At 27.8% G+C, this 21,249-nt stretch carries 17 protein-coding genes; 7 read left to right on the top strand and 10 right to left on the bottom strand.

Annotated features, from left to right (window positions below; genetic code table 11):
- The first annotated feature begins 82 nt into the window (after positions 1-82).
- On the top strand, positions 83-1,579 hold the full coding sequence (locus CRU91_RS10275; RefSeq protein ID WP_113895136.1) for a fumarate hydratase: 1,497 nt from the start codon (positions 83-85) through the stop codon (positions 1,577-1,579).
- A gap of 137 nt (positions 1,580-1,716) precedes the next feature.
- Entirely contained in the window at positions 1,717-2,553 is an 837-nt protein-coding gene (locus tag CRU91_RS10270; protein WP_113895135.1) for a DUF5718 family protein, read from the top strand.
- Between the two features lie 16 nt (positions 2,554-2,569).
- Here CRU91_RS10270 and CRU91_RS10265 read toward each other — a convergent pair whose 3' ends face one another.
- Positions 2,570-5,491 (bottom strand): methyl-accepting chemotaxis protein, encoded by a 2,922-nt coding sequence (locus tag CRU91_RS10265; RefSeq protein ID WP_113895134.1) that lies wholly within the window; start codon positions 5,489-5,491, stop codon positions 2,570-2,572.
- 188 nt (positions 5,492-5,679) lie between these two features.
- On the opposite strand from CRU91_RS10265, the gene mscL reads away from it, so the two are divergent.
- Complete coding sequence (gene mscL, locus CRU91_RS10260) at positions 5,680-6,108, top strand: large conductance mechanosensitive channel protein MscL (RefSeq protein ID WP_113895133.1); 429 nt, start codon at positions 5,680-5,682, stop codon at positions 6,106-6,108.
- Between the two features lie 159 nt (positions 6,109-6,267).
- Here the strand turns inward: mscL and CRU91_RS12520 are convergent, their stop codons facing one another.
- The 5 genes from CRU91_RS12520 to CRU91_RS10235 form a co-directional block, all read right to left on the bottom strand.
- Complete coding sequence (locus CRU91_RS12520; protein WP_235826997.1) at positions 6,268-8,253, bottom strand: TonB-dependent receptor domain-containing protein; 1,986 nt, start codon at positions 8,251-8,253, stop codon at positions 6,268-6,270.
- Positions 8,254-8,638: 385 nt separating this feature from the next.
- The gene (gene glnA, locus CRU91_RS10250) at positions 8,639-10,066 is read right to left on the bottom strand and encodes a type I glutamate--ammonia ligase (RefSeq protein WP_113895131.1); all 1,428 of its coding nucleotides are present in this window, start codon (positions 10,064-10,066) and stop codon (positions 8,639-8,641) included.
- A 340-nt stretch (positions 10,067-10,406) separates the two neighbouring features.
- Positions 10,407-11,210 carry a histidinol-phosphatase HisJ gene (gene hisJ, locus CRU91_RS10245; protein WP_113895130.1) on the bottom strand — a complete coding sequence of 268 codons (804 nt, stop codon included), beginning with the start codon at positions 11,208-11,210 and terminating at the stop codon, positions 10,407-10,409.
- A complete protein-coding gene (locus CRU91_RS10240; protein WP_113895129.1) occupies positions 11,207-11,656 on the bottom strand; it encodes a molybdopterin synthase catalytic subunit in 450 nt (149 codons plus the stop codon). Before CRU91_RS10240 ends, hisJ begins: the two co-directional genes overlap by 4 nt.
- 2 nt (positions 11,657-11,658) lie before the next feature.
- Complete coding sequence (locus CRU91_RS10235; RefSeq protein WP_113895128.1) at positions 11,659-11,880, bottom strand: MoaD/ThiS family protein; 222 nt, start codon at positions 11,878-11,880, stop codon at positions 11,659-11,661.
- A gap of 71 nt (positions 11,881-11,951) precedes the next feature.
- On the opposite strand from CRU91_RS10235, the gene CRU91_RS10230 reads away from it, so the two are divergent.
- Complete coding sequence (locus tag CRU91_RS10230; protein ID WP_113895127.1) at positions 11,952-12,620, top strand: MqnA/MqnD/SBP family protein; 669 nt, start codon at positions 11,952-11,954, stop codon at positions 12,618-12,620.
- On the top strand, positions 12,617-13,387 hold the full coding sequence (locus CRU91_RS10225; protein WP_113895126.1) for an undecaprenyl-diphosphate phosphatase: 771 nt from the start codon (positions 12,617-12,619) through the stop codon (positions 13,385-13,387). The genes CRU91_RS10230 and CRU91_RS10225 overlap by 4 nt, the downstream gene beginning before the upstream one ends.
- Here the strand turns inward: CRU91_RS10225 and CRU91_RS10220 are convergent.
- Together CRU91_RS10220 and CRU91_RS10215 are read right to left on the bottom strand one after the other, a co-directional pair.
- Positions 13,376-14,401, bottom strand: coding sequence for a UDP-N-acetylglucosamine--N-acetylmuramyl-(pentapeptide) pyrophosphoryl-undecaprenol N-acetylglucosamine transferase (locus CRU91_RS10220; protein WP_113895125.1), 1,026 nt, complete (start codon positions 14,399-14,401; stop codon positions 13,376-13,378). The two genes, CRU91_RS10225 and CRU91_RS10220, sit on opposite strands and share 12 nt — an antisense overlap.
- On the bottom strand, positions 14,398-15,669 hold the full coding sequence (locus CRU91_RS10215; RefSeq protein ID WP_113895124.1) for an FtsW/RodA/SpoVE family cell cycle protein: 1,272 nt from the start codon (positions 15,667-15,669) through the stop codon (positions 14,398-14,400). The genes CRU91_RS10220 and CRU91_RS10215 overlap by 4 nt, the downstream gene beginning before the upstream one ends.
- A 42-nt stretch (positions 15,670-15,711) precedes the next feature.
- On the opposite strand from CRU91_RS10215, the gene CRU91_RS10210 reads away from it, so the two are divergent.
- Positions 15,712-17,565, top strand: a complete 1,854-nt coding sequence (locus tag CRU91_RS10210; RefSeq protein ID WP_113895123.1) for a peptidoglycan D,D-transpeptidase FtsI family protein — start codon at positions 15,712-15,714, stop codon at positions 17,563-17,565.
- Between the two features lie 14 nt (positions 17,566-17,579).
- Positions 17,580-18,083 (top strand): peptidylprolyl isomerase, encoded by a 504-nt coding sequence (locus CRU91_RS10205; RefSeq protein WP_113895122.1) that lies wholly within the window; start codon positions 17,580-17,582, stop codon positions 18,081-18,083.
- Between the two features lie 42 nt (positions 18,084-18,125).
- Here the strand turns inward: CRU91_RS10205 and rhuM are convergent, their stop codons facing one another.
- Both rhuM and CRU91_RS10195 read right to left on the bottom strand, forming a co-directional pair.
- Positions 18,126-18,971 carry a virulence RhuM family protein gene (gene rhuM, locus CRU91_RS10200; protein ID WP_113895121.1) on the bottom strand — a complete coding sequence of 282 codons (846 nt, stop codon included), beginning with the start codon at positions 18,969-18,971 and terminating at the stop codon, positions 18,126-18,128.
- Between the two features lie 220 nt (positions 18,972-19,191).
- On the bottom strand, positions 19,192-21,141 hold the full coding sequence (locus CRU91_RS10195; RefSeq protein WP_222718455.1) for a TonB-dependent siderophore receptor: 1,950 nt from the start codon (positions 21,139-21,141) through the stop codon (positions 19,192-19,194).
- Between the last annotated feature and the right edge of the window lie 108 nt (positions 21,142-21,249).

Genomic DNA, 21,249 nt, shown 5'->3' with positions numbered 1-21,249 from the left:
TAATTTATAGCTTAGAAAAAGCCTATCTTTAAAACTGCATTGATATAATTTCAAGGTTTATAAAACAAAAAAAGGAAAACTTATGAGCAAAAAAATCACAGAACAAGATATTATTGATTCGGTTGCATCAGCCTGTCAATACATCTCTTTTTATCATCCAGAGGATTTTGTAAAAGGGATGGTTGAAGCTTATGAAAAAGAACAAAGTGAATCTGCAAAAAATGCTATTGGACAAATATTAATTAATTCAAAAATGTGTGCTATGGGTCATAGACCCCTTTGTCAAGATACAGGAAGTGTAAATATTTTTGTAAAAATTGGTTTAAAAGCAAACTTAGATTTAAGTAGAAATTTAGAAGATGTTTTAAATGAAGGTGTGGCAAAAGGTTATACAGATCCAGATAATACTCTTAGATTTTCGGTTGTTTCAGACCCTGCTGGAAAAAGAGTAAATACAAAAAATAATACTCCAGCTGTTATTCATATCTCAACAGATAACTCTGATAAATTAGAAATCACTGTTGCTGCAAAAGGTGGAGGAAGTGAAAATAAATCTAAATTTACAGTTTTAAATCCATCTGATAGTATATATGACTGGGTTATGGCAAATGTAAAAGATATGGGTGCGGGATGGTGTCCTCCTGGTATTTTAGGTATCGGAATTGGTGGAAACCCTGAGAAAGCTATGTTACTTGCAAAAGAGTCTTTAATGGGACATGTTGATATCCACGAATTAAAGGCAAGAGGGGCTCAAAATCCTCTTGAAGAGTTAAGATTAAAACTTTATGAAGATATAAATAAACTTGGAATTGGAGCACAAGGACTTGGTGGATTAACAACTGTTTTAGATGTTAAAATCTTAGATTACCCATGTCACGCCGCTTCATTACCTGTTGCTATGATTCCAAACTGTGCAGCAACAAGACATATTCATTTTGAATTAGATGGTAATGGAGCAGCTAAATTTGATAAACCAGATTTAAATCTTTGGCCAGATATTGAACTTCCAATGGATACAATTAAAAGAGTAAATATTGAAGATTTAACAAAAGAGAACTTATCTCAATTCAAATCAGGAGATACTCTTTTACTTTCAGGAAAAATTTTAACTGCACGTGATGCTGCTCATAAAAAAATAGTTGAATACAAAAATGAAGGTAAGCCTCTTCCAAATGGTGTAGATTTAAAAGACAAATTCATCTACTATGTTGGACCAGTTGATCCAGTTAGAGATGAAGTTGTAGGACCTGCAGGACCAACAACATCTACAAGAATGGATAAATTTACAAAAGATATGATGGATATTGGTATTATGGGTATGATTGGAAAAGGTGAGAGAAAACAACCTACAATTGACTTAATAAAAGAGTATAAATCTATATATTTAATTGCAACTGGTGGAGCTGCATATTTGATTGCTCAATCAATAAAAGGAGCTAAAACTTTGGCTTTTGAAGAGCTTGGAATGGAAGCTATTTATGAGTTTGAAGTAAAAGATATGCCTGTAACGGTTGCAGTTGATACGCAAGGAAATTCTATTCACACAACTGGTCCAGCTAAATGGAGATCAATTAAATAATAATTTTACAAAAGGTAACACCTTTTGTAAAATCTCTTAAATTTACCTTAACTTCGTAAACTATATCCCTTTTTTGAACTTTATTAACTAAAAACTTTGCTATTATGTCAATTCAAAAAAATGTATTGGGATTTATGATGAATTTAATTGAAGATTTAAAAGATTACTTAGGTTTTGCTGTTGCAGGAAATTTTGCAGGGCATTTAAATGCAGCAGGTGAAGCTGATGAGTTTTCAATAATAAAAACAAAAGAAGAAGGTGCACCAAAAGGACTTTTCCCATTTTATATAAAAGGTCATAATAGCTTTTTAGGAACTTATCCTCTATGTGATGATATTATCTTAACTCATGAAAGAGAAGCAGATAATCTACAAATAGAAGCTGAAGTAGCTTTAATATGTGATTTTGTATATGAAGATGATAAAGTTGTAGATATCATACCAAAATATTTTAGTGCATTTAATGACTGTTCGATAAGAGTTCAAAATGGAAATAAATTAAGCACTAAAAAAAATTGGGGAGCTAAAACAAAAGGAATATCACAAGATATTATTCCTATTGATGATTTTAGTGAAAATGGTATTTTAAGCAAATATCATATTGCTTCATTTATAAAAAGAGATGGTATAGTTTATGATTATGGTACAACTTGCTCTGTAAAATCTTATAGTTACTTTTTCCACAAACTTAAAAACTGGATGGTTGATATGCTAAATTGCCAAGAGGATTGTGGACCATTGGAAGAATTGGGACAATTTTTAAAATATGCACATTCTGCAAAAGGTATAGTTATAGCAGCAGGTGCAACAACATATACAGATTTTGGTAAAAAAAACTTCTTAAAAAAAGGCGATGAAATTTTTGTTTATGTTTATAATGCAAATGCTCATAGTTTTCAAGATATTATGAATGATATGTGTGGTATGGATACATATTTAGGACAATGTTCTAAACTTCACCAAATAGTAAAATAGTAGAAAATAGCTTGTGCTATTTTTTATAATTTCTTGATTCAAGATACAAAATATCATTTAAACTATCAAAAACTTTTATTGTGTTTTCTTCTACTTGATTTGCTATTTTTCGTAAAACTTGATTTTCTACTCTACTTGCATTTTGACTTATATATTCTTGTATTTTATTATGCATATTTTCATGGTTAGTTTTTAAATTTTGCCATTTTTCATCCTTTACAAAAATCTCTTTTTTACTCTCACAACTTACTATCCATTTTCCTAAATTACACATTCTACAATTATCTATCATACAATCTTCAAATTTATCTAAAGTTTTGAAATATCTTTTTTTGAAATTTATATGATCATTTTTATATCTTGAAATTTCTTTAATTAATTCTACATTTTCAACCATTTCATAATATTTATCTTCTATTTTCGATTGTGATGTAATTTGAAGTAATTTATCTGATAAAAGTGAAACTTCATTTGATAATTTATCAATATTTGAAGCTGTTTTAGCATTTTCTTGTGTAGCAAAATCTAGCCTTGAAACTGTTTCATTTATCTGTACAATTTCAATATCTTGCTCTTTACTAAATAAAGTTACATTGTGAATAATATCTTTTGTTTCTAATATCTTTGAAGTTAGATTTTCATAACCTTTTATCATAGTATCAGCAACTATTTTTCCATCATTTGTTTCAATATTTGCACTTTCAACCAAATCTTTTATCTCTTTTGCAGCATTTGCACTTTTATTTGCCAACTCTCTTACTTCACTAGCAACAACTGCAAATCCTTTGCCTACTTCTCCAGCCGTTGCTGCTTCAACTGCCGCATTTAAACTTAATATATTTGTTTGAAAAGCTATTTGGTCAATTACAGTTATAGCTTCATTTATAGCTTTTACTTTTTTACTTATTTCATCCATTGAATTAAAAGTTTGATTTGCGGATTTACCTCCTTGTATTACAGCAACATTTAATTCATCAGCAATTAATTGCATCTTATTCATATTTTCATTGTTCTTTTTTAAATTTTGTGTTATTTCTTCAAGAGAAGCGGAAGTTTGTTTCAAAGATGAAGCTTGATTTGAAGATGAAATAGCCAATTCATTTGATGAGTTAGTTAAAATTTTCGTATTCTCTTCCAATTTCTTTCCAGCATTTGTAATCATAGCAATTAATTGTGATGAAGATTGCCCTAAAAGTATAGTTGAATTACAAAGTATTCCAAAATCTCCATACATCCCTTTTGTATGAATCTCATCTAACTTAAATTTGTAGTTTCCTTCACTATATTGGCTCAATAAAAAATTTAAATTATCTATTTTCAATCTTGTTCTATCTAACATTTTATTTATTATTTCTACTAAAGTTTGTAACTCTTTTGTAGATGGTTTAGCTTTTATAGAGTATTCAAAAAAACCATTATTAACTTTTCCTATAACATCTGCTATTTCAAGAATGGCTTGTTTATCATTTTGAGTTATTTGTTCTATTTTTACAACTTGCTCATTCATATTTCTTGTCATCAAAGCAAACTCATCTTTACCTTCAAGTTTATTTAACTTTATTTCATCTTTTTCTTTCATAGAGTAAGAAAAAAATTGATTTAGATTATTCTCAAATTTTTTAATAGATTTCGTAACATTACTCGTCATTATCATAATTACAAGAAAAATTAATAAAGTTAAAACTATCAAAGATACAAAAAATAATAATATTTGAGTATCACCTTCTTTTACATTTGTATCAATAAACAACAGTGTATCATTTACAATTTTCTCTTTTATCTCTTCTAGTATTTGTATCTTTTGTAAAGAACTATTTTCCCAATCTTGAATATTTGCACCATATATATTTTTTGATAAAAATTCTAAAGCTTTTAGAGTTTTTAAATCTAACTCTTTTGTGTCTTCCAAATATTCACTATTAAAAGCCTTTGACATATATAAGTCTATTGCACTTTGAATATCATTTAAAAGTTCTTTTTCTTCATCTAAATGTTCTAATTTTTGATAATCTTTTATTGCTCTTAATGTTTTTGTATGATTTCTTTGTATTTGATTTAAAATATTTTCATCACTTGTTAAAATAAAATCTTTATACAAATGAATCAATCCACCATATCCTAGTCCATCTTTTATAGTGTTTATAATGCTCTCCTTTTCTATTTTTAAAAATATAACTCTTCTTGAATCTTCAATCTTTTTAAAAATATCATCTTCAAATCTTTTATAAACATACTCCAATTGTTCTTTTGTCAAATTCTCTTTTAATTCGTTTATATCTGAATCTTGAAAAATCAACAAAGATATAAAACTATTATAATCTTTATTTGAAATTGTATTGTAGTTGAAAATATTTCTTATTAAATCTTTCTCTTTATATGTTTTTTCTATTATACTTATGATTGAAATATATGTTTGAGAAGCTTTCAGTAAATCCTTACTTTTTGAATAAACCAATAACTCATCAAAAAAAGATATTAAATTAGTTATAACTTCATTGTAAAAATTTTCTAAAGTTTTACTATCTAGTTTTAAATCCAAGGCACTAGATCTTTTTTCATCTATTAAAGATATGTTTTTTCTCAAAGTATCAAGTTTATCTAACAAATTTTTATCTTTTTTAATCAATTCAAAATTATTTATAAAATCTTCTAACTTTTTTTGTGATGTAATATTTACTTTTATTTGATTTTCTAACTTCTCTTTATATATTGTATCTCCATAGTTTTTTATATATAAAACTGCGATTTCTCTTTCTTGTTGTAAATCTTTTAGAAATTGTGAGATTTCAACTGTAAAGTCTATGTAACTAGAAGTTTTATTCATATCTACAACTTTTTCATATTTCTCAAAAATCAAAACAGAAGAGAGCATAAAAATTGCCATCATTGGTAAAACTAATATCAAAAAGATTTTATTTCTTAATTTTAAATTGTTCATTTACATTTCCCCAATTTATATTTTTGGCAATTTACTCTTTATTTTATAAATATGGGGTTATATAGTTTTAAGCTGTAATTAAGTTGTAATCAAAGGATTATTTATTGATTATTTTATAAAAAATAAACACTTTTATTATCTATAAACCTATTTTTAAATATAATCTCAAAAAATCAAAAAGGACGAAAATGTTTAAAGAGTTTAAAAAATTTCTTATTTCTGGAAATGTAGTTGATATGGCAATAGGTTTTATATTTGGTGCAGCATTTGCAACATTTGTAAAATCTATGGTAGAAAATGTAATAATGCCTCCAATTGGACTATTACTTGGAAGAGTTGATTTTTCTCAATTGTTTATACCACTTGATGGAAATTCTTATACTAATTTAGCAGCTTTAGAAGCAGCAGGAGCACCTGCAATAAAACTTGGTGTATTTATGAATGATACAATATCATTCATAATTTTAGGATTTGTAGTATTTATGTTTATCAAATCTTACAATAAATTAAAAGGTGAAAAAGAAGAAACACCAAAAACAAAAGCTTGTGATGATTGTGCTATGGATATTCCAGTAGCTGCTAAAAAATGTGGACATTGTGGAAATACGACAGTTTAATCTACTAATATATTTATATTATTAAAATTGCAGGTTTATCCTAAAAAACCTGCAATAAAAAAAGAAAAGTTTCGACTATTTGTCGAAAATGAAAATAAATGGCGTTTGATCTACTTCCCAAATGTCGCCAATACTTGGGAATGAATATTTTTAATTATTTTAGAATTTCAAATTCATAGCAACGCTATATCTTCTACCATCTAAAACATTTGAGTTTCCATCATCTAAAACATTTTTATTAGCTATATTATAAACACCTGCATTAAAACTTAAATTTTTATCATATTTATAAACTGCTCCTAAATCAACAAATGTATAAGATGGTGTTTTACTAGCACTAGTTCCACTACCAGCAGTCTTACCCCTATAATTTGCTTGTGTCCATAATAAAACTTTAGAAGTTACATCAAAATCTAATCCAGCATTAAACATATGTTTAGAAATATTATTTAAAGGTTTTCCAACATTTGCCCCTGACTTTTGTTCACTATCTGTATATGTATAAGAATGTCTATATTTTAAATTATCTAAAATATTCCAATCTGTTGTAAGTTCTAAACCTTTAATTTCTGCTTTATCAACATTTTCATAGAACTTAACTCCTCCTCCATAATATTCACCTTTATACCAATATTGTTTCGCATCACCTGGTAAAATATCAGTACCATCTCTTGATTGAACTTTATTTTTATAATCTGTTTGAAATACCATTAAACTTGTTCCAAATCCTAAATCTGAATTATCATAAGCAAATCCTAACTCATAATTTCTACTTTTTTCTGGTTTTAAATCTGGATTACCAACCATTGCAACAGCAGGACCTCCGCCACCAGAAATTCCAGCAAAATTAGGAGCAGCTTGTCTTAAACTTGGTGCTTTATATCCAGTTGTAACTCCACCTTTTAAGTTTAAATTATCTGTTAAGCTATAAACAGCATAAGCTTTTGGAGAAAAATTACTTCCAAAAAATTCATTTCTATCAAATCTTCCACTTAAAGTTAAAGCCAAATCATCGGTTACACTCCAAGTATCCTCAGCAAATAATGCCCATTGATACCTTTCCATTTTAGTAATACTATCATCAGTTACGCCACCAACTGTAATAGCATTTGTAGCACCATCTTCAAGATTTTCTTTTTTATAGTTTGCTCCAATAGTTAAAGAGTTTGTATCAAAAAAGTATGTACCTTGAGAATTTGCTGTAATAGTATCCATTTCAATACCATTTCCAGTTCTAGAATTTGCTCTTGTTGGATTTTGTGATTTTTCATAAGTTAAATATGAATTTAATAAAAACTCATCATATTTTAATTCATGAGTTAAATCATAATTATAATTTATTGATTTTTGAAAAGAAGAAGAATTTTTTTGTTTACCTGTAACTGTACCTTTAGAAATTTTTCCATCCCAACCAACTGCTCTACCATTTGAATCCAATATATTTCCATTTGCATCTACACTATATCCATTTGCTGTACTACCTCTAAATGAACCTTCGCAAGCAATACTTTTACAAGGATTAGATGTTCTTTCTTGAATTTTATATGTATATCCAGCTGTGATTGTATTATGTTCATTTGGAGTTAATATAACTTTACCACCAACATTAGTTCTTTTGTAATCAGGATCTGAACCAGCTTTCAAAGCTCCACTACTTGCATAATTACTTTCATCTGTATCTAAAATTCCTGCTGTTAATTGTACAGACAATAAATCTTTTACTACTGGAACATTTATAAATGTACTAACATTTTTTGAGTCATTATTTACTTTGTTTGATGAATCAGCTTTTAAATACTCTACATTTATATTAGCAGTTACTCTATCAGAGTGTTTTTTTGTGATAATATTTATAACTCCACCCATAGCATTTGAACCATATAAAGATGAAGCAGGTCCTCTTATAACTTCAATTCTTTCAATAGCTTCTAATGGAGGTAAAAAATTAATAGGATTCCCAGCATGGCTACCATTTGGAGAGAATGCTTGATTATCTTGCATAGGTCTTCCATCTATTAAATATAAAGTATAATCAGCACTCATACCTCTAATAGATATAGATTGGTTACTTCCACCACCATTTACATAAACGCCTGGTACATTTTTTAAAACATCTGTTACATCTGTAAATGATTTTTTTTCGATTTCTTCAGCTGTAATAACTGAAATTGTTGCAGCAGCATCGGCGATATTTTGTTCATATCCACCAGCAGTAGTTACAACTTGAATATCATCAAGTTTTGTAGTTTCATTAGCACTTAGTAGGTTACCCCCCCCCGCATACTAGTAAAGCAGTTGCTACTGTCTTAGCAATTCGTATATTCATACCTGTCCTTTTTGTTAAATTTTTGATTAAAATTTCGATAAATCTTTAGGGAAATTTATCTTGATTTTTTACATTTTAATAATTGGTATATTAATTATCAAAAAGTAAATGAAATATTAATATATTAAACTTAAAAGAATATAAAAGTAATAATAGTTATTGAAGAAACAGTATAAAAAAGCTATGGATTAAATCCATAGCTTTTTAGCAAGAGTACATAGTTTTAAATTCAAAAGGTGTAGGTCTAGCTTCATAAGGCCAAACTTGTGTTGAGAACTTATAGTGTTGATAAGTATCTATCATCTCTTTTGTAAATACAGGTTTCAAGAATTCATTATATCTAATAAGTGCTTCCAATGAACCTCTCAAAGTATGAGGCATTTGAGGGATATCTCGCTCTCTAATCTCATCTAACGATAACTCAAATAAATCATCATCCATAGGTCCTATTGGCTCATATTTATTTTTTATTCCATCAATTCCTGCCATAAGCATAGATGAAAATGCTAAATATGGACAAGAAGTAGAATCAGGGAATCTCATCTCTACTCTTGTTGATTTTTCACCTGCTCCATAAGGAATTCTACAAGATGCACTTCTATTTTGTGAAGAGTAAGTTAAAATTGAGGGTGCTTCAAATCCTGGAATTAATCTTTTGTAAGAGTTTGTAGATGGATTTGTAAATGCTGCAACAGCTCGTGCATGTTTAAAAATACCTCCAATATACCATCTTGCCATATCACTTAAGTTTCCATATTCACCTTGTTTATAGAAAAGATTTTTACCATCTTTCCAAATACTTTGGTGAACGTGCATACCACTTCCATTATCTCCATAAAGTGGTTTTGGCATAAATGTTGCTGATTTTCCATTTAAATGTGCAACCATTTTAATTACATACTTTAATTTTTGAACATTATCACTAGCTTCAATTAAATCACCAAATACAATTCCTATTTCGTGTTGTCCTTGAGCAACTTCATGGTGACCTAGAGTAACTTCAAGACCAACTTGCTCTAAAACTTGCATCATTTCAGCTCTTAAATCAACACCATTATCAATAGGAGCAACAGGGAAATATCCACCTTTTAATCTTGCTCTATGTCCTATATTTCCACCTTCATAATCTCGAGAGTCATTCCATTCACCATCTTCACTATCAACTCTAAAAGATGACTCATTTACACTATCTTTAATTTTTACATCATCAAAAATGAAAAACTCATTTTCAGGTCCAAAATATGCAACATCACCAATATTTGCTTCTGCTAAATACTCTACTGCTTTTTTAGCTATTGATCGTGGACATTTTTCATACATTTGTCCTTTGTAAATATCATAAACATCACAGATTACAACTATTGTACTATCAGCTGTAAATGGATCTAAAAATGCAGTTGGAACATCTGGTTTTAAAATCATATCTGATTTATGAATTGGTTGCCAAGCATCTATTGATGAACCATCAAAAGGCATACCATTTGCTAATAAATCTTCATTTATTGCTTTATAATTATATGTAACATGATGCCACATACCTTTCATATCAGTAAATCTAAAATCTACAAATTTCACTTCATTTTCACTACAAAAACTTTTAAACTCATCTATACTATTTACAAATTTTCCCATCTGTTTATCTCCAAAAAATTTAAGCTGATATTTTACCAAATTAAAACAAAATTCTTGATTTATACTATTACTCCACAAATAAAATAAATGAAATTTTAGTAGTTTTATTGTGAGTATTTTTAAGGCGAAAGATAGAAGCTTACCATTGTGTAAGCGATAACTTTCAACGCAAAAAATATTTATAATAAAACTAACATTTTGATGTTTTCTCTCACATTATTTACACATTCTTTTTGTCCAAATTTTACTCAACATACGATGTATGTCTTCATAAATTTCAAACAAAAATTGATGGTAAAAATGTGGCTAAAATTAATTTATTTTATTATGGAGTAATATATTAAAAATTCACCAATTTTCTATCTTTATTTTCAAAAGTCATACATTTTGTAAAACCTATCTCTTTTGCCAAATTTGTAGCCTCTTCATATCCAAAACCAATATGTTCTACGCTATGGGCATCTGATCCAAATGTTATATTTATTCCCATATCAAAAGCCACTTCTAAAAGCTGTTTTGATGGATATGTTTCTCCTATTGGTTTTCGTAAACCTGCTGGATTTATCTCTAAAACCATATTTGATTTTTTTATCTGATTTAAAGCATCTTTTGCCAAAATTCTCACATCTTTTTTTGGTAAAAATTTAAAAACTTTTATCAAATCAAAATGTCCAACAACATCAAAAAGTTGAGTTTTTGCCATAGATTCAATTGCATTAAAATACTCTTGCCAAATACCATCTATATCTTTTGACTCATAAACTCCTATAAATTCTGGATTATCAAATCCCCACATATCATCTTTATTTTTTAAAAAGTGAACAGAACCTATTAGATAATCAACTTTAGCATTTATTATATCATCAAGTAAAAACCCATCTAAATAATCTACTTCGTATGCAAAAAGAATTTTTATTTTGTCTTTATAAAAATCTTTTGCCTCTTTTATCCATCTTTCATAAATATCTTTTTGAGATAAACTCATTCTATATTTTGGGTCATAATTCATAGGGGCATGACATGAAAATCCATACTCATCTATACCCAGTTTTATAGCTTTTTCTACATAATCAAAAACTGTTCCTGTAGCGTGATTACACAAAATTGTGTGATTGTGCAAATCTACTCTTTTTATATCTTTCATAGCAATATTCCTGCACCATTTATTTTTTGACTTCTATCTTCTGCATAAACTCTTTTGCCATTTAAAATATCATATTTCCAAATTGGAGCATTTGCTTTAAAATCCTCTACAAATTCATCAATTAGCTCCAAAGCAACTCGTCTTTTTGGACTACAAACTCCAGCTATATATGAACTTTGATGATTTTTTACATCTCCCAAGCTATGAGCCATAAAAACTATTGCATTTTGTTTTTTAGCTTTTTCTTGCCAAGAGTTAAACCATGATTTTAAAATAGGTTCATAAATATCAAAAGATAAACCTTCGATACTATTTTCATCTCTTACAATTCCAACAAAAGTTATAAATGCTCCATAATTTAGATTTATATATTTTTCATACCAAGCATTATGAATTTTTTCTACTGGTAAATCGTCTTTATGTATTTGTAAATCTTCACTAAACACTATCAACCCCCACAAACTGGTGGCAACAAAGATATTTTATCTCCACTTTTTAACTCATAATTTTTTGAAAAAACTAAAGTATCATTTACTGCAACTGCACAAGTTTCAAGCCAAGAAGAGATACTTTCATCATCTTTTAAAATTAAACTTAATTCTTTTAAATTTTTAATATCTAAATTTATATCTTCTTTATTTATAGGACCTAAAAATTCGACTTTTACCATTTTAATCCTTTCTAATTATCTTTATACTATTATATCGACTTAATTTTAAAACATTTTAAGGCAACAATTTTATGATATTTTCAAAAATTGATTTTATAAACTTATTACCCTTTCATATTTATATCAAAAAAAATATAAAATCGAACCAACTTAGGTCAAGTATAGAATATAAAAAATCTTATCCATCAGTTATAACAAACAATTTCAAAAAAAGAAGAGTTCATAGTGCATTTATCTCATCTATTGGCTCAAGAAATGAAAAGTTTTTGGATTTTGGAATAGTCGCAAGAGATGAAGTTTTATCCGTTTTAGTTTTGCCAAATAGAGTTTCAAAAGATGATTTTCAATCAAAAACTTCAAATGCACTAGCAAAAGTTTTAGAGCTTGATGGTGAAGTAATCATTGGTGATAAAGCTTTGAAATTTTATTGTGAAAATAAAGATGAAAGGATTATTGACTTAGCAAAAACATGGCAAAAAAAATATAAATTACCATTTGTTTTTGCAGTATTATGCTACAACAAACACGAAAATAGACTTAAGAAAATCACAAAAAACTTTAACAAAAAACATATAAAAATCCCACAATATATTTTAGATATATACTCAAAAAGAAGTGGTATTTCAAAACAAAATATTTTAAATTATCTAAAAAAAATAGATTATGATTTGGGATATAAAGAAAAAAGAGCCTTAAAACTATTTTTAAAACTTACAAAAGAAAAAGGAATTATTTTATGACAATATTAGACGCAATTTGGCTAGGAATTCTTGAAGGAGTTACAGAGTTTATACCAGTATCTTCAACTGGACATTTAATAGTTTTAAGTAAATTCTTAGGAATTGAACAAAACAATGTAAATAAAGCTTTTGAGATAATTATCCAATTTGCAGCAATTATGGCTTTAGTTTTTGTATATCCATCAAAATTTACATTTAAGCATATCAATCTTTGGGTAAAAATAGCTATTGCATTTATTCCAATTGGTGCTGTTGGTTTTTTATTTGCAAGTCAAATAAAAAGTTTATTTAGTATAACAATAGTTGCTTGGGCATTTATAATTGGGGGGATAATCTTTTTAATAGTTGAAAAGTTTTTTTACGATGATAAACAACCATTGATTGATGATGTAGAAAAAGTGAGTTTAAAACAAGCAATATTCATCGGAATTGCTCAAATTCTTGCATTAATCCCAGGAGCTAGTCGAGCAGGAGCAAGTATAATAGGTGCGATGCTTGTCGGATTAAACAGAAAAGCAAGTGCTGAATTTTCATTTTTACTTGCAGTTCCTGTGATGTGTGCAACAACTTTTTATGATATATATAAACATCATAATGAAATACTACAAGATGGAAATTTATTAAATCTAGCTGTTGGATTTGTAGTATCATTTGTAGTTGCTTATTTGGTAATAAAGCTATTTTTAAAATTTTTAGAAAAATTTACTTTTGTAGCTTTTGGAATTTATAGAATATTTTTTGGGGTTTTGATTCTCTTAATATTCTAAAATATCATCAACAATATTTTTTATAGCATTTGGTTTGATAATATCTTTTAAACCAGTGCTTATTTTTTCAATATCACTATTTAGGCAAGGGAAAAAGTAGTTTTCATCAAGTTCATCTTCTATTTGCAAAAAACATAATTTTTTATCAAAAAGTTCTTTTGCATTAAAATATTGATGATTTGCTGCAGCATATTTAAAAGGTATAAAAAATGTTGGTAGATTGTTTGCACAAAGCTCAAAAAGTGTAGAAGCTCCAGCCCTGCTTACACAAAAATCTGCTTCATTCATTTTACTCATAATATCTTTTGTAAAATCAAAAACATCAGCATTTATACTATTTTGCTGATAAAAATCTTTTACTCTTTCAAAGTCATTTTTACCAGTTTGATGAATTATTTTTATTCCCATTTCATTTAGTTTTGGTGCAACTTTTAGTGCAAAATTGTTGATAGCTATTGCACCTTGTGAACCACCAAAAAATGCTATTGTTTTTATCTCTTTTCTTATTCTTGAGTTTTCAAAAAACTTTAAATCAACAGGATAATCTTTAACTTTTGAATTTTCTAAAAAAGACGAATAAATCTGTCTTGCAAACTTTGATGTAATTTGATTTAATTTTCCCATTTTAGAGTTTTGTTCATGTATAAAAAAGCTACAATTTCTCTTAAAAATAGCTGCAAAACTAGCAGGAGCAGCTGAAAAGCCTCCAACAGAAATAACTTTTTTTACTTTAAATTTATTATATATTTTTAAACACTCTAAAGATTTTGAAAACATATTTGTCAAAGACAATATCTTACTTAAACCTTTTTTATTTACAACTCCACTAGTATCTAAAAAAAATGCTTCACTCAATCTTCTATCATTTTCAAACCAAGCTTTATCTTGTCCCTTTGTAGAACCTATAAAAATGACATTAAAATCTCTATTTATTAGCTCTTCTATAAAAGCATCTGCAACTTTTAAATGCCCTCCAGTTCCACCACCAGTTACAACAATATACTCTTTTTTCATCTTATTATAATCCTTTGATTAACTTTTGGTTTCGGAATATTTTTTTGTGGAATTTGTTTTTTTGATGTTCTACTTATTGATAAAACCAAACCAATAGCAAAGGAAGTCGTCAATAAAGAAGAACCACCATAAGATAAAAATGGTACAGCAATACCTTTAATAGGGATAATCCCTGCAACCCCAGAAGAGTTTATCAAAAAAGCTATAATTATCATCAATGCAACTCCAGTTGTAAAAAGATAATATACTTTATTTTCAACATTTCTACTAATTCTGAAAATTCTTAAAATAATTAAAAATAGTATAAAAACAATACAAAAAAATCCTATCCAACCTATCTCTTCAGTAATTCCAGCTAAAACAAAATCCGTGTGAACTTCTGATAAAAATCCCATTTTTAAATTACCATTTCCGATACCTTGACCAAAAAAATCTCCATTATGAATAGCATTTAAAGAGTGCGAAACTTGATATGGTTCTGGTAAGTTTTTAATTCTTAAATATGGTTCTAAGGATGCTGGTAAAACAGACAATATTCCATCTTGCACCATAGACCACCAAGAATGTATCCTATTTATCCTATGTGGTGCAGCTATAATAAGCCCTAAAAAACCTACAATAGCTACAACAAATAAAACTAAAATAATCTTAAAAGACCTATTTGCAAATAGTATTAAAATAAGCATAATCGAAGCCAAAAGTACAACTTGCCCTAAATCTTTTTGTAAAAATGCAACTATAAATACAACTACAAAAAATAGTAAAAAATAAGGCGATAAGAGTAATAAATCTCCAAAAAGTCCTTGTTTTGGCTGGTGAATAACTTTTCTATAAAATGACCAAGAAATAAAATATATAAATCCTATTTTAAAAAGTTCAATAGGAGATAGAGAAAATCCTGGTAATCTTATCCATCTATTTGCTCCCCCAGAAGCAGTTACCAAAGAAGCTGGTAAAAATGGCATAGCAACCATAAGTAAAAAACCCACTATAAAAAGTGTTATTCCTACTTTGAACATTATTTTATCTGGATTTAGCCTTGCCATTGACCACATCAAAAAGATACAAAAAACACCTACTAATCCTTGTCTGAACACATAATGAAACTGTCCATATCCCATAAATTCTACCGTATATATTGTAAGTGAATATGAAAAAATTATACTTGTTATAATTAACATTGACACTAAAATAAACAAAAGGTAATCAGGTTCACCTAAATTGGCACCTGTAGTTAATAATTTAATCTTATTTTTGATATAATTCATACCCTATTATATAATATTATGGATAAAGATGTCTTCAAAAAAATGCAATTAGAACAAAAATTTATAGAAAACAAAAAGAAAAAAAGAAAAATTATAATCTTACTCTTTCTGATTGCTTTAGGGCTATTTATAGTAACATTCTCATTTTTCAGAACTGTACATGAAAAAAGAACTCTTCCATCTTTAAAAGGTGAAAAAAGTGAATTGGCTGTTCGTGGAAATATAGTAAGTGAAGACAATTTTAACCTCGTATCTTCAAAAAAAGTATATAAAGCTGGACTTGATACAAGATATTTAAATCCTGAGAAAAAAGAGCTATTTTTAAAACTTTTTTCTATTTATAGTGGAATGGACTATCAGGAGTTAGAAAAGAAAATAAAAGATGCAGAAAAATCACCAGGATATGTAGTTTTATCTTATAACATTGACTCAAGAGCAGCAAAGAACCTAAAAGAATTAGACATAAAATTAAATCAGCTAAATGTATTTATACCGCGAAAAGGTGGTAGTTTAAGCTTAATTAGAAGATTGGAAATAAGTGAAAGTGGAGAAAAAAGAACTTTCTCTTATGATGATACTTTGACTCCAGTTCTAGGATATAACTCAAAATTTGAATCAAAAGATGGAAAAACAAAAGTAAATGGGGTAAAAGGACTAGAAAGAATATATAATAACAATCTAAATGACTCAAAAGATGGAGTATTAAAAGGATTTAGAGATGTTATTTCATATATCTATTTTGATAAAAACTCTATTATGTCACATAGTATAGATGGTTATAGTCTAAATTTAAATATTCCTCTAAAACTTCAAAAAAACAATGAAACGACACTAGATATTCATAAAAAAAGAACTCATGCCGATGAAATTTTACTAACTATTATGGAAAGTCATACAGGTAAAATCATATCTATGGCATCTTCAAATAGATTTAATCCAGAAAAAATCAAACAATCAGATATTCCATATTTAAATGTAAATGCAGTTGAGTATCAATTTGAGCCTGGTTCTGTTATCAAACCTTTATCTATATCTTTGGCTATGGACAAAGGTTTGATAAGAAAAAATGAGTATTTTTCAGCATACAATCAATCTAGTGTAAAAGGTGCTTATCCAATTGGTAAATTTACAATCAAAGATGACCATGCGTTTCCAAAAGGAAATATCTCACTTGATGATGTTGTGATATTTTCTTCAAATATTGGTACTTTACAAATTGCACAAAGACTGTCTGGACCAGAATTTTATGAAGGTATGAAAAAATTTGGTTTTACACAAAAAACAGGTATTGATTTACCTTATGAAAAAAAAGGTGTTATGCCAAAACTTTGGCAATTTTCTGTAGGAGATAAGCAAAAAAGAGATAATATCTATAAAGCAACGGTATCTTTTGGTCAAGGTATGACATCAACTTTTATACAACTAATAAAAGCTTATTCTGTATTTAACAATGATGGTAAAATGGTAACTCCACAAATTGTATCATTTCTAAGCCGTGATGGTAAGAAATATGAATCACCATATTTTCAAGCACCTGAACAAGTAATATCAAAAGAAACTGCCCTAGAGATGAAAAGAATGCTTATAAAAACTGTTACAGATGGTACAGGAAGAAGTGCAAGGATAGATGGTCTTGAAATAGGTGGAAAAACAGGAACTGCCCAAATTGCTGGTGGAACAGGGTATTTAAAAAAATATATATCATCATTTATAGGATTTGTAAATGATGAAAAAGGTAACTCATATACTATTGGAGTAACAGTTATAAATCCTCTTCCAGTTCGTCCACATTACTATGCAGCACAATCAGCTGTTCCAGTTTTTAAAGAGATTATTCAAAATCTTATTAAATTAAACTACTTATATCCAAAAGAAGATATAATCTCGGAAAATTAATTAAAAGGAAAAATATGTTTTTTAAAAAAGAATTAAAAGAATATAACTACTCAAAAGAAGAGTTAGCAAAATTTAACTATGCAAAAATCACAACTGATAAAGGTGTTATTTGGATTAAACTTTTCAATGATGCAACACCAAATACAGTTTCAAACTTTGCAACTTTAGCAAATGATGGTTTTTATAATGGTTTAAATTTTCATAGAGTAATATCTGGATTTATGGCACAAGGAGGTTGTCCAGATGGAACTGGTATGGGAGGTCCTGATTGGGCTATCAAATGTGAGATAGATGCTCCAAAACAAGTTCATAATAAAGGTAGCTTATCTATGGCACATGCAGGAAGAAATACTGGTGGAAGCCAATTCTTCATATGTTTTGTACCTTGCCCTCACCTAGATAGAAATCATACAGTTTTTGGTGGGATTGAAGAAGGTGATACAGAAAGCTTTAAAAATTTAGATTCTATAAAACAAGGTGATAAAATAGTTTCTATTGAAATTTTAGAAACTAAATAAGTTTTAAAGAGGAAAATTCCTCTTTAAATTATATAAAATCTTTTATTTCAACTTCTGTAAAACTTCATCTATATCCAAACTCATTTTAGAAAAAGCGAACCATTTTTTACCCAAATCTTTTAAACTAGCACCCAAATGATATATCTCTTTTTTATCTAAAATCATAAATCTATCGTGTGAATTTTTAAAAGTTTTTAGTGTTATATTTTTATATTGTTTAGAGTATTTTTCAAAATCTAAATTTAGTTGTTTATTTATAGTATTTGTATAAATAGTAAAATTTATATTTGGATATTTTGAAAACAAAGTAAAAACTGTATCATCTATATAATTATCTATTAAAATAACTTCTTTTTGTGCTAGTTTTAATAAATCATTTACAAATTTGTATGAGTCATATGTTTGTCCATCATAAAATATTCCACTATCTTTTTCAAGTTTATTATCTTTTATTTTAGATTTTAAAATCTTTACATCATTTTCTAATGATAATAATCTTTGTTCAGTTATTTTATGAGTATTGATAGCATATCCATTTTGGATATAACTTTTCAAAATGGAAGTTGCCCATTGTCTAAACTTAACACCTTTTTGTGATTTTACTCTATATCCAACAGAGATTATTACATCAAGATTATAATATTCTACATCTCTTTTTACTTCTCTTTCACCTTCAAATTGAACTGTCGCAAAATTTGCGACAGTTGAAAACTTTTCCAATTCTTTTTCAACAAATACATTGTTTATATGTTTTCCAATAGTTTTTACATCTCTTCCAAAAAGTTCAGATAGTTGATTTCTATTTAGCCAAACAGTTTGGCTATTTACAGAAACTTTTAGTTCTAGTTCTCCATCATTGTAAACTACCAAATTTGATAAATCTTCCATTTAATATCCTTATGATAACAATTCTAAAATTCTATCATAAAAAGAAAAATTGTATAAAGAATATTACATTTTGTAAGATTTTATTTATACCCTTAAGTATGAGTTCCAAAGTAAAAAGGAAAGTATATTTTTTATATCGAAATTTTAATCTCAAAATTAAATAAATACTTTGAAACCCATGCTTAAAAGTACAAAGAGAGCAAAAAACTCTCTTCATATTTTAAAACTTATATTTAATACTTAGCATTCCATTAACTGGTTCACCATATGAGTAGCCATTAAAAACATTATATCCTGCATAATATTTCTTATCAAATAAATTATTTATATTTATCTGTCCAGATAAATTTTTAGTAAATTCATAAGAAGCCATCAAATCAACAGTTGCATATGCATCTTGTTTAATTTCTCCTCTACCTTCAAATTTATCATATCCTTTACTTTTCCAATTCACTCCTACACCTAAACTAAATGCATCCATACTATATTTTGTAAAAAGATTTATATTATTTCTTGGTGTTGTAGTATTTACTTTATTTTTATCAGCATCTTTTGCTTCAAAGTTTGCAAATCCTAAACTTAAATCCCAATTATCAGTAATTTTCCCAGCTATTTCAAACTCTACTCCTTTTGAAGTCACTCCATCTTTTGAATCATAAATAAGTCTATCCAAAACAGGATCATAACTATTGAATACAGCCACATTATCTTGCTCTATTCTAAATAAAGTTAAACTTGTATTTAGTCTTTTATCAAAATACTGCCCTTTTAATCCAACTTCATAGTTTTTTCCTAAAATTGGTTCTAAAAGTTTATTGTTTGCATCTTTTACACTATTTGGTTGAAAAACATCTGTATAACTAGCATAAACAGAGTGATTTTCATCTATATCATAAACTAATCCTACAAAAGGTGTGAACTCATTTTTAGCATCAAATTTTTGGTCTGGTTCACTCATCATCATTGATTCATAGTCATAATTTGATAATCTTCCACCAAGAATTAATTTCAAATCATCAAGAATTTCAAATTTACCATTTAAGTAAAATGCTGTTTGTTTCTCTTCACCTTCTTCATAAGGAACTCCTCCACTTGTATCTGGTTTAGAAAATTCACTACCATTTGAAATATAATAATTATCTATTGTAAAAGCATTGCCACTTTTATATGTATTATTTGCTTTATTTTTATAGTACTGAAAGCCTGCTATTATTTCATGCTCTTTATTTCCAAGTTTAAAAGGAATTGAACTATAAATATCTAAGCTATCTTGTTTTATATTTTGTGGCATATAAAACCAACCCATTTCTAAACCCGTACCATCTTTATTTAGTGGATTTGTATAAAGAAAACTATTCAATCTATCTTTTGTTTTCATATCATTGTGCGTATATATTGCATTGATAGATATATCATTATCAAAATAATGTTTTGCACTTATAAAATATGATTTTCTCTGTGTATCCCAAGAAGCCCAATCTGGAGTAGTATTTTTTGATCTATCAAAATTAGTTTTTGTTCCATCAGCATAAAATGGAGGAAGATTTGTAAGAACACCATCCCTAGCATCGAGTTCATAACTTGCCCCTGCTGAAATTGTAGTATTATCTGTAATATCAGCATCTATAACAGCATAAACTAAACTATTTTCTTGATTAACTCTATCTACAAAAGAGTCTTTTTCTTTATAACTTGCTACTAATCTTGCTCTAACACTTCCATCTTGATTTAAAGGAGTTTGAATATCTGTTTTTAGTTTGTACATATCCCAAGTCCCTGCACTTATATCTATATCTCCTGTAAATACTTTTGAGTTAGCATGTTTTCGTACCATATTAATTGAAACAGCTGGATTACCTGTTCCTGATGTTAAACCATTTGCACCTTTTACAATTTCAACTCTATCAAACATATCCATATTGTATTCATCATTTGAATAAGCATTTATAAATGTTGGAATACCATCTACCAAATAAAAATTTGTTCTAAATCCTCTTGAACTATAACTTTCTCTAAAATCAGCATCATCATTAGAACTTACACCTGTAACATTTTTCATCAAAGTTTTAAAATCATCTATTTTTTTATCTTCTATCATTTGTTGAGTTATAACTGATACTGATTGTGGAGTTTCTCTAATTGATAAATCTAATTTTGTAGCTGTTCTCATACTTCCAGTTGTGTATGAATTTGAGTTTTCTGTTGTACTTCCTAGATAATTTCCACTATTTACAGAGATTTCATCTAAAACAGTAGTATTACCAAAGTTTTGATATTT

It is taken from the genome of Aliarcobacter vitoriensis (assembly GCF_003316695.1).
Taxonomy (GTDB): Bacteria; Campylobacterota; Campylobacteria; order Campylobacterales; family Arcobacteraceae; genus Aliarcobacter; species Aliarcobacter vitoriensis.
Note: the sequence above shows the minus strand (reverse complement) of the source record. Positions and strands in the feature narration are given on the sequence as shown.

Coding starts and splice junctions, on each gene's coding strand:
- rhuM (WP_113895121.1), bottom strand. CDS start 18,971: ATGGAAGATTTATCAAATTTGGTAGTTTACAATGATGGAGAACTAGAA.
- CRU91_RS10215 (WP_113895124.1), bottom strand. CDS start 15,669: ATGAATTATATCAAAAATAAGATTAAATTATTAACTACAGGTGCCAAT.
- CRU91_RS10230 (WP_113895127.1), top strand. CDS start 11,952: ATGATATTTTCAAAAATTGATTTTATAAACTTATTACCCTTTCATATT.
- CRU91_RS10195 (WP_222718455.1), bottom strand. CDS start 21,141: ATGAGAACAGCTACAAAATTAGATTTATCAATTAGAGAAACTCCACAA.
- hisJ (WP_113895130.1), bottom strand. CDS start 11,210: ATGAAAGATATAAAAAGAGTAGATTTGCACAATCACACAATTTTGTGT.
- mscL (WP_113895133.1), top strand. CDS start 5,680: ATGTTTAAAGAGTTTAAAAAATTTCTTATTTCTGGAAATGTAGTTGAT.
- CRU91_RS10205 (WP_113895122.1), top strand. CDS start 17,580: ATGTTTTTTAAAAAAGAATTAAAAGAATATAACTACTCAAAAGAAGAG.
- CRU91_RS10225 (WP_113895126.1), top strand. CDS start 12,617: ATGACAATATTAGACGCAATTTGGCTAGGAATTCTTGAAGGAGTTACA.
- CRU91_RS10275 (WP_113895136.1), top strand. CDS start 83: ATGAGCAAAAAAATCACAGAACAAGATATTATTGATTCGGTTGCATCA.
- glnA (WP_113895131.1), bottom strand. CDS start 10,066: ATGGGAAAATTTGTAAATAGTATAGATGAGTTTAAAAGTTTTTGTAGT.
- CRU91_RS10220 (WP_113895125.1), bottom strand. CDS start 14,401: ATGAAAAAAGAGTATATTGTTGTAACTGGTGGTGGAACTGGAGGGCAT.
- CRU91_RS10210 (WP_113895123.1), top strand. CDS start 15,712: ATGCAATTAGAACAAAAATTTATAGAAAACAAAAAGAAAAAAAGAAAA.
- CRU91_RS10270 (WP_113895135.1), top strand. CDS start 1,717: ATGAATTTAATTGAAGATTTAAAAGATTACTTAGGTTTTGCTGTTGCA.
- CRU91_RS10235 (WP_113895128.1), bottom strand. CDS start 11,880: ATGGTAAAAGTCGAATTTTTAGGTCCTATAAATAAAGAAGATATAAAT.
- CRU91_RS10265 (WP_113895134.1), bottom strand. CDS start 5,491: ATGAACAATTTAAAATTAAGAAATAAAATCTTTTTGATATTAGTTTTA.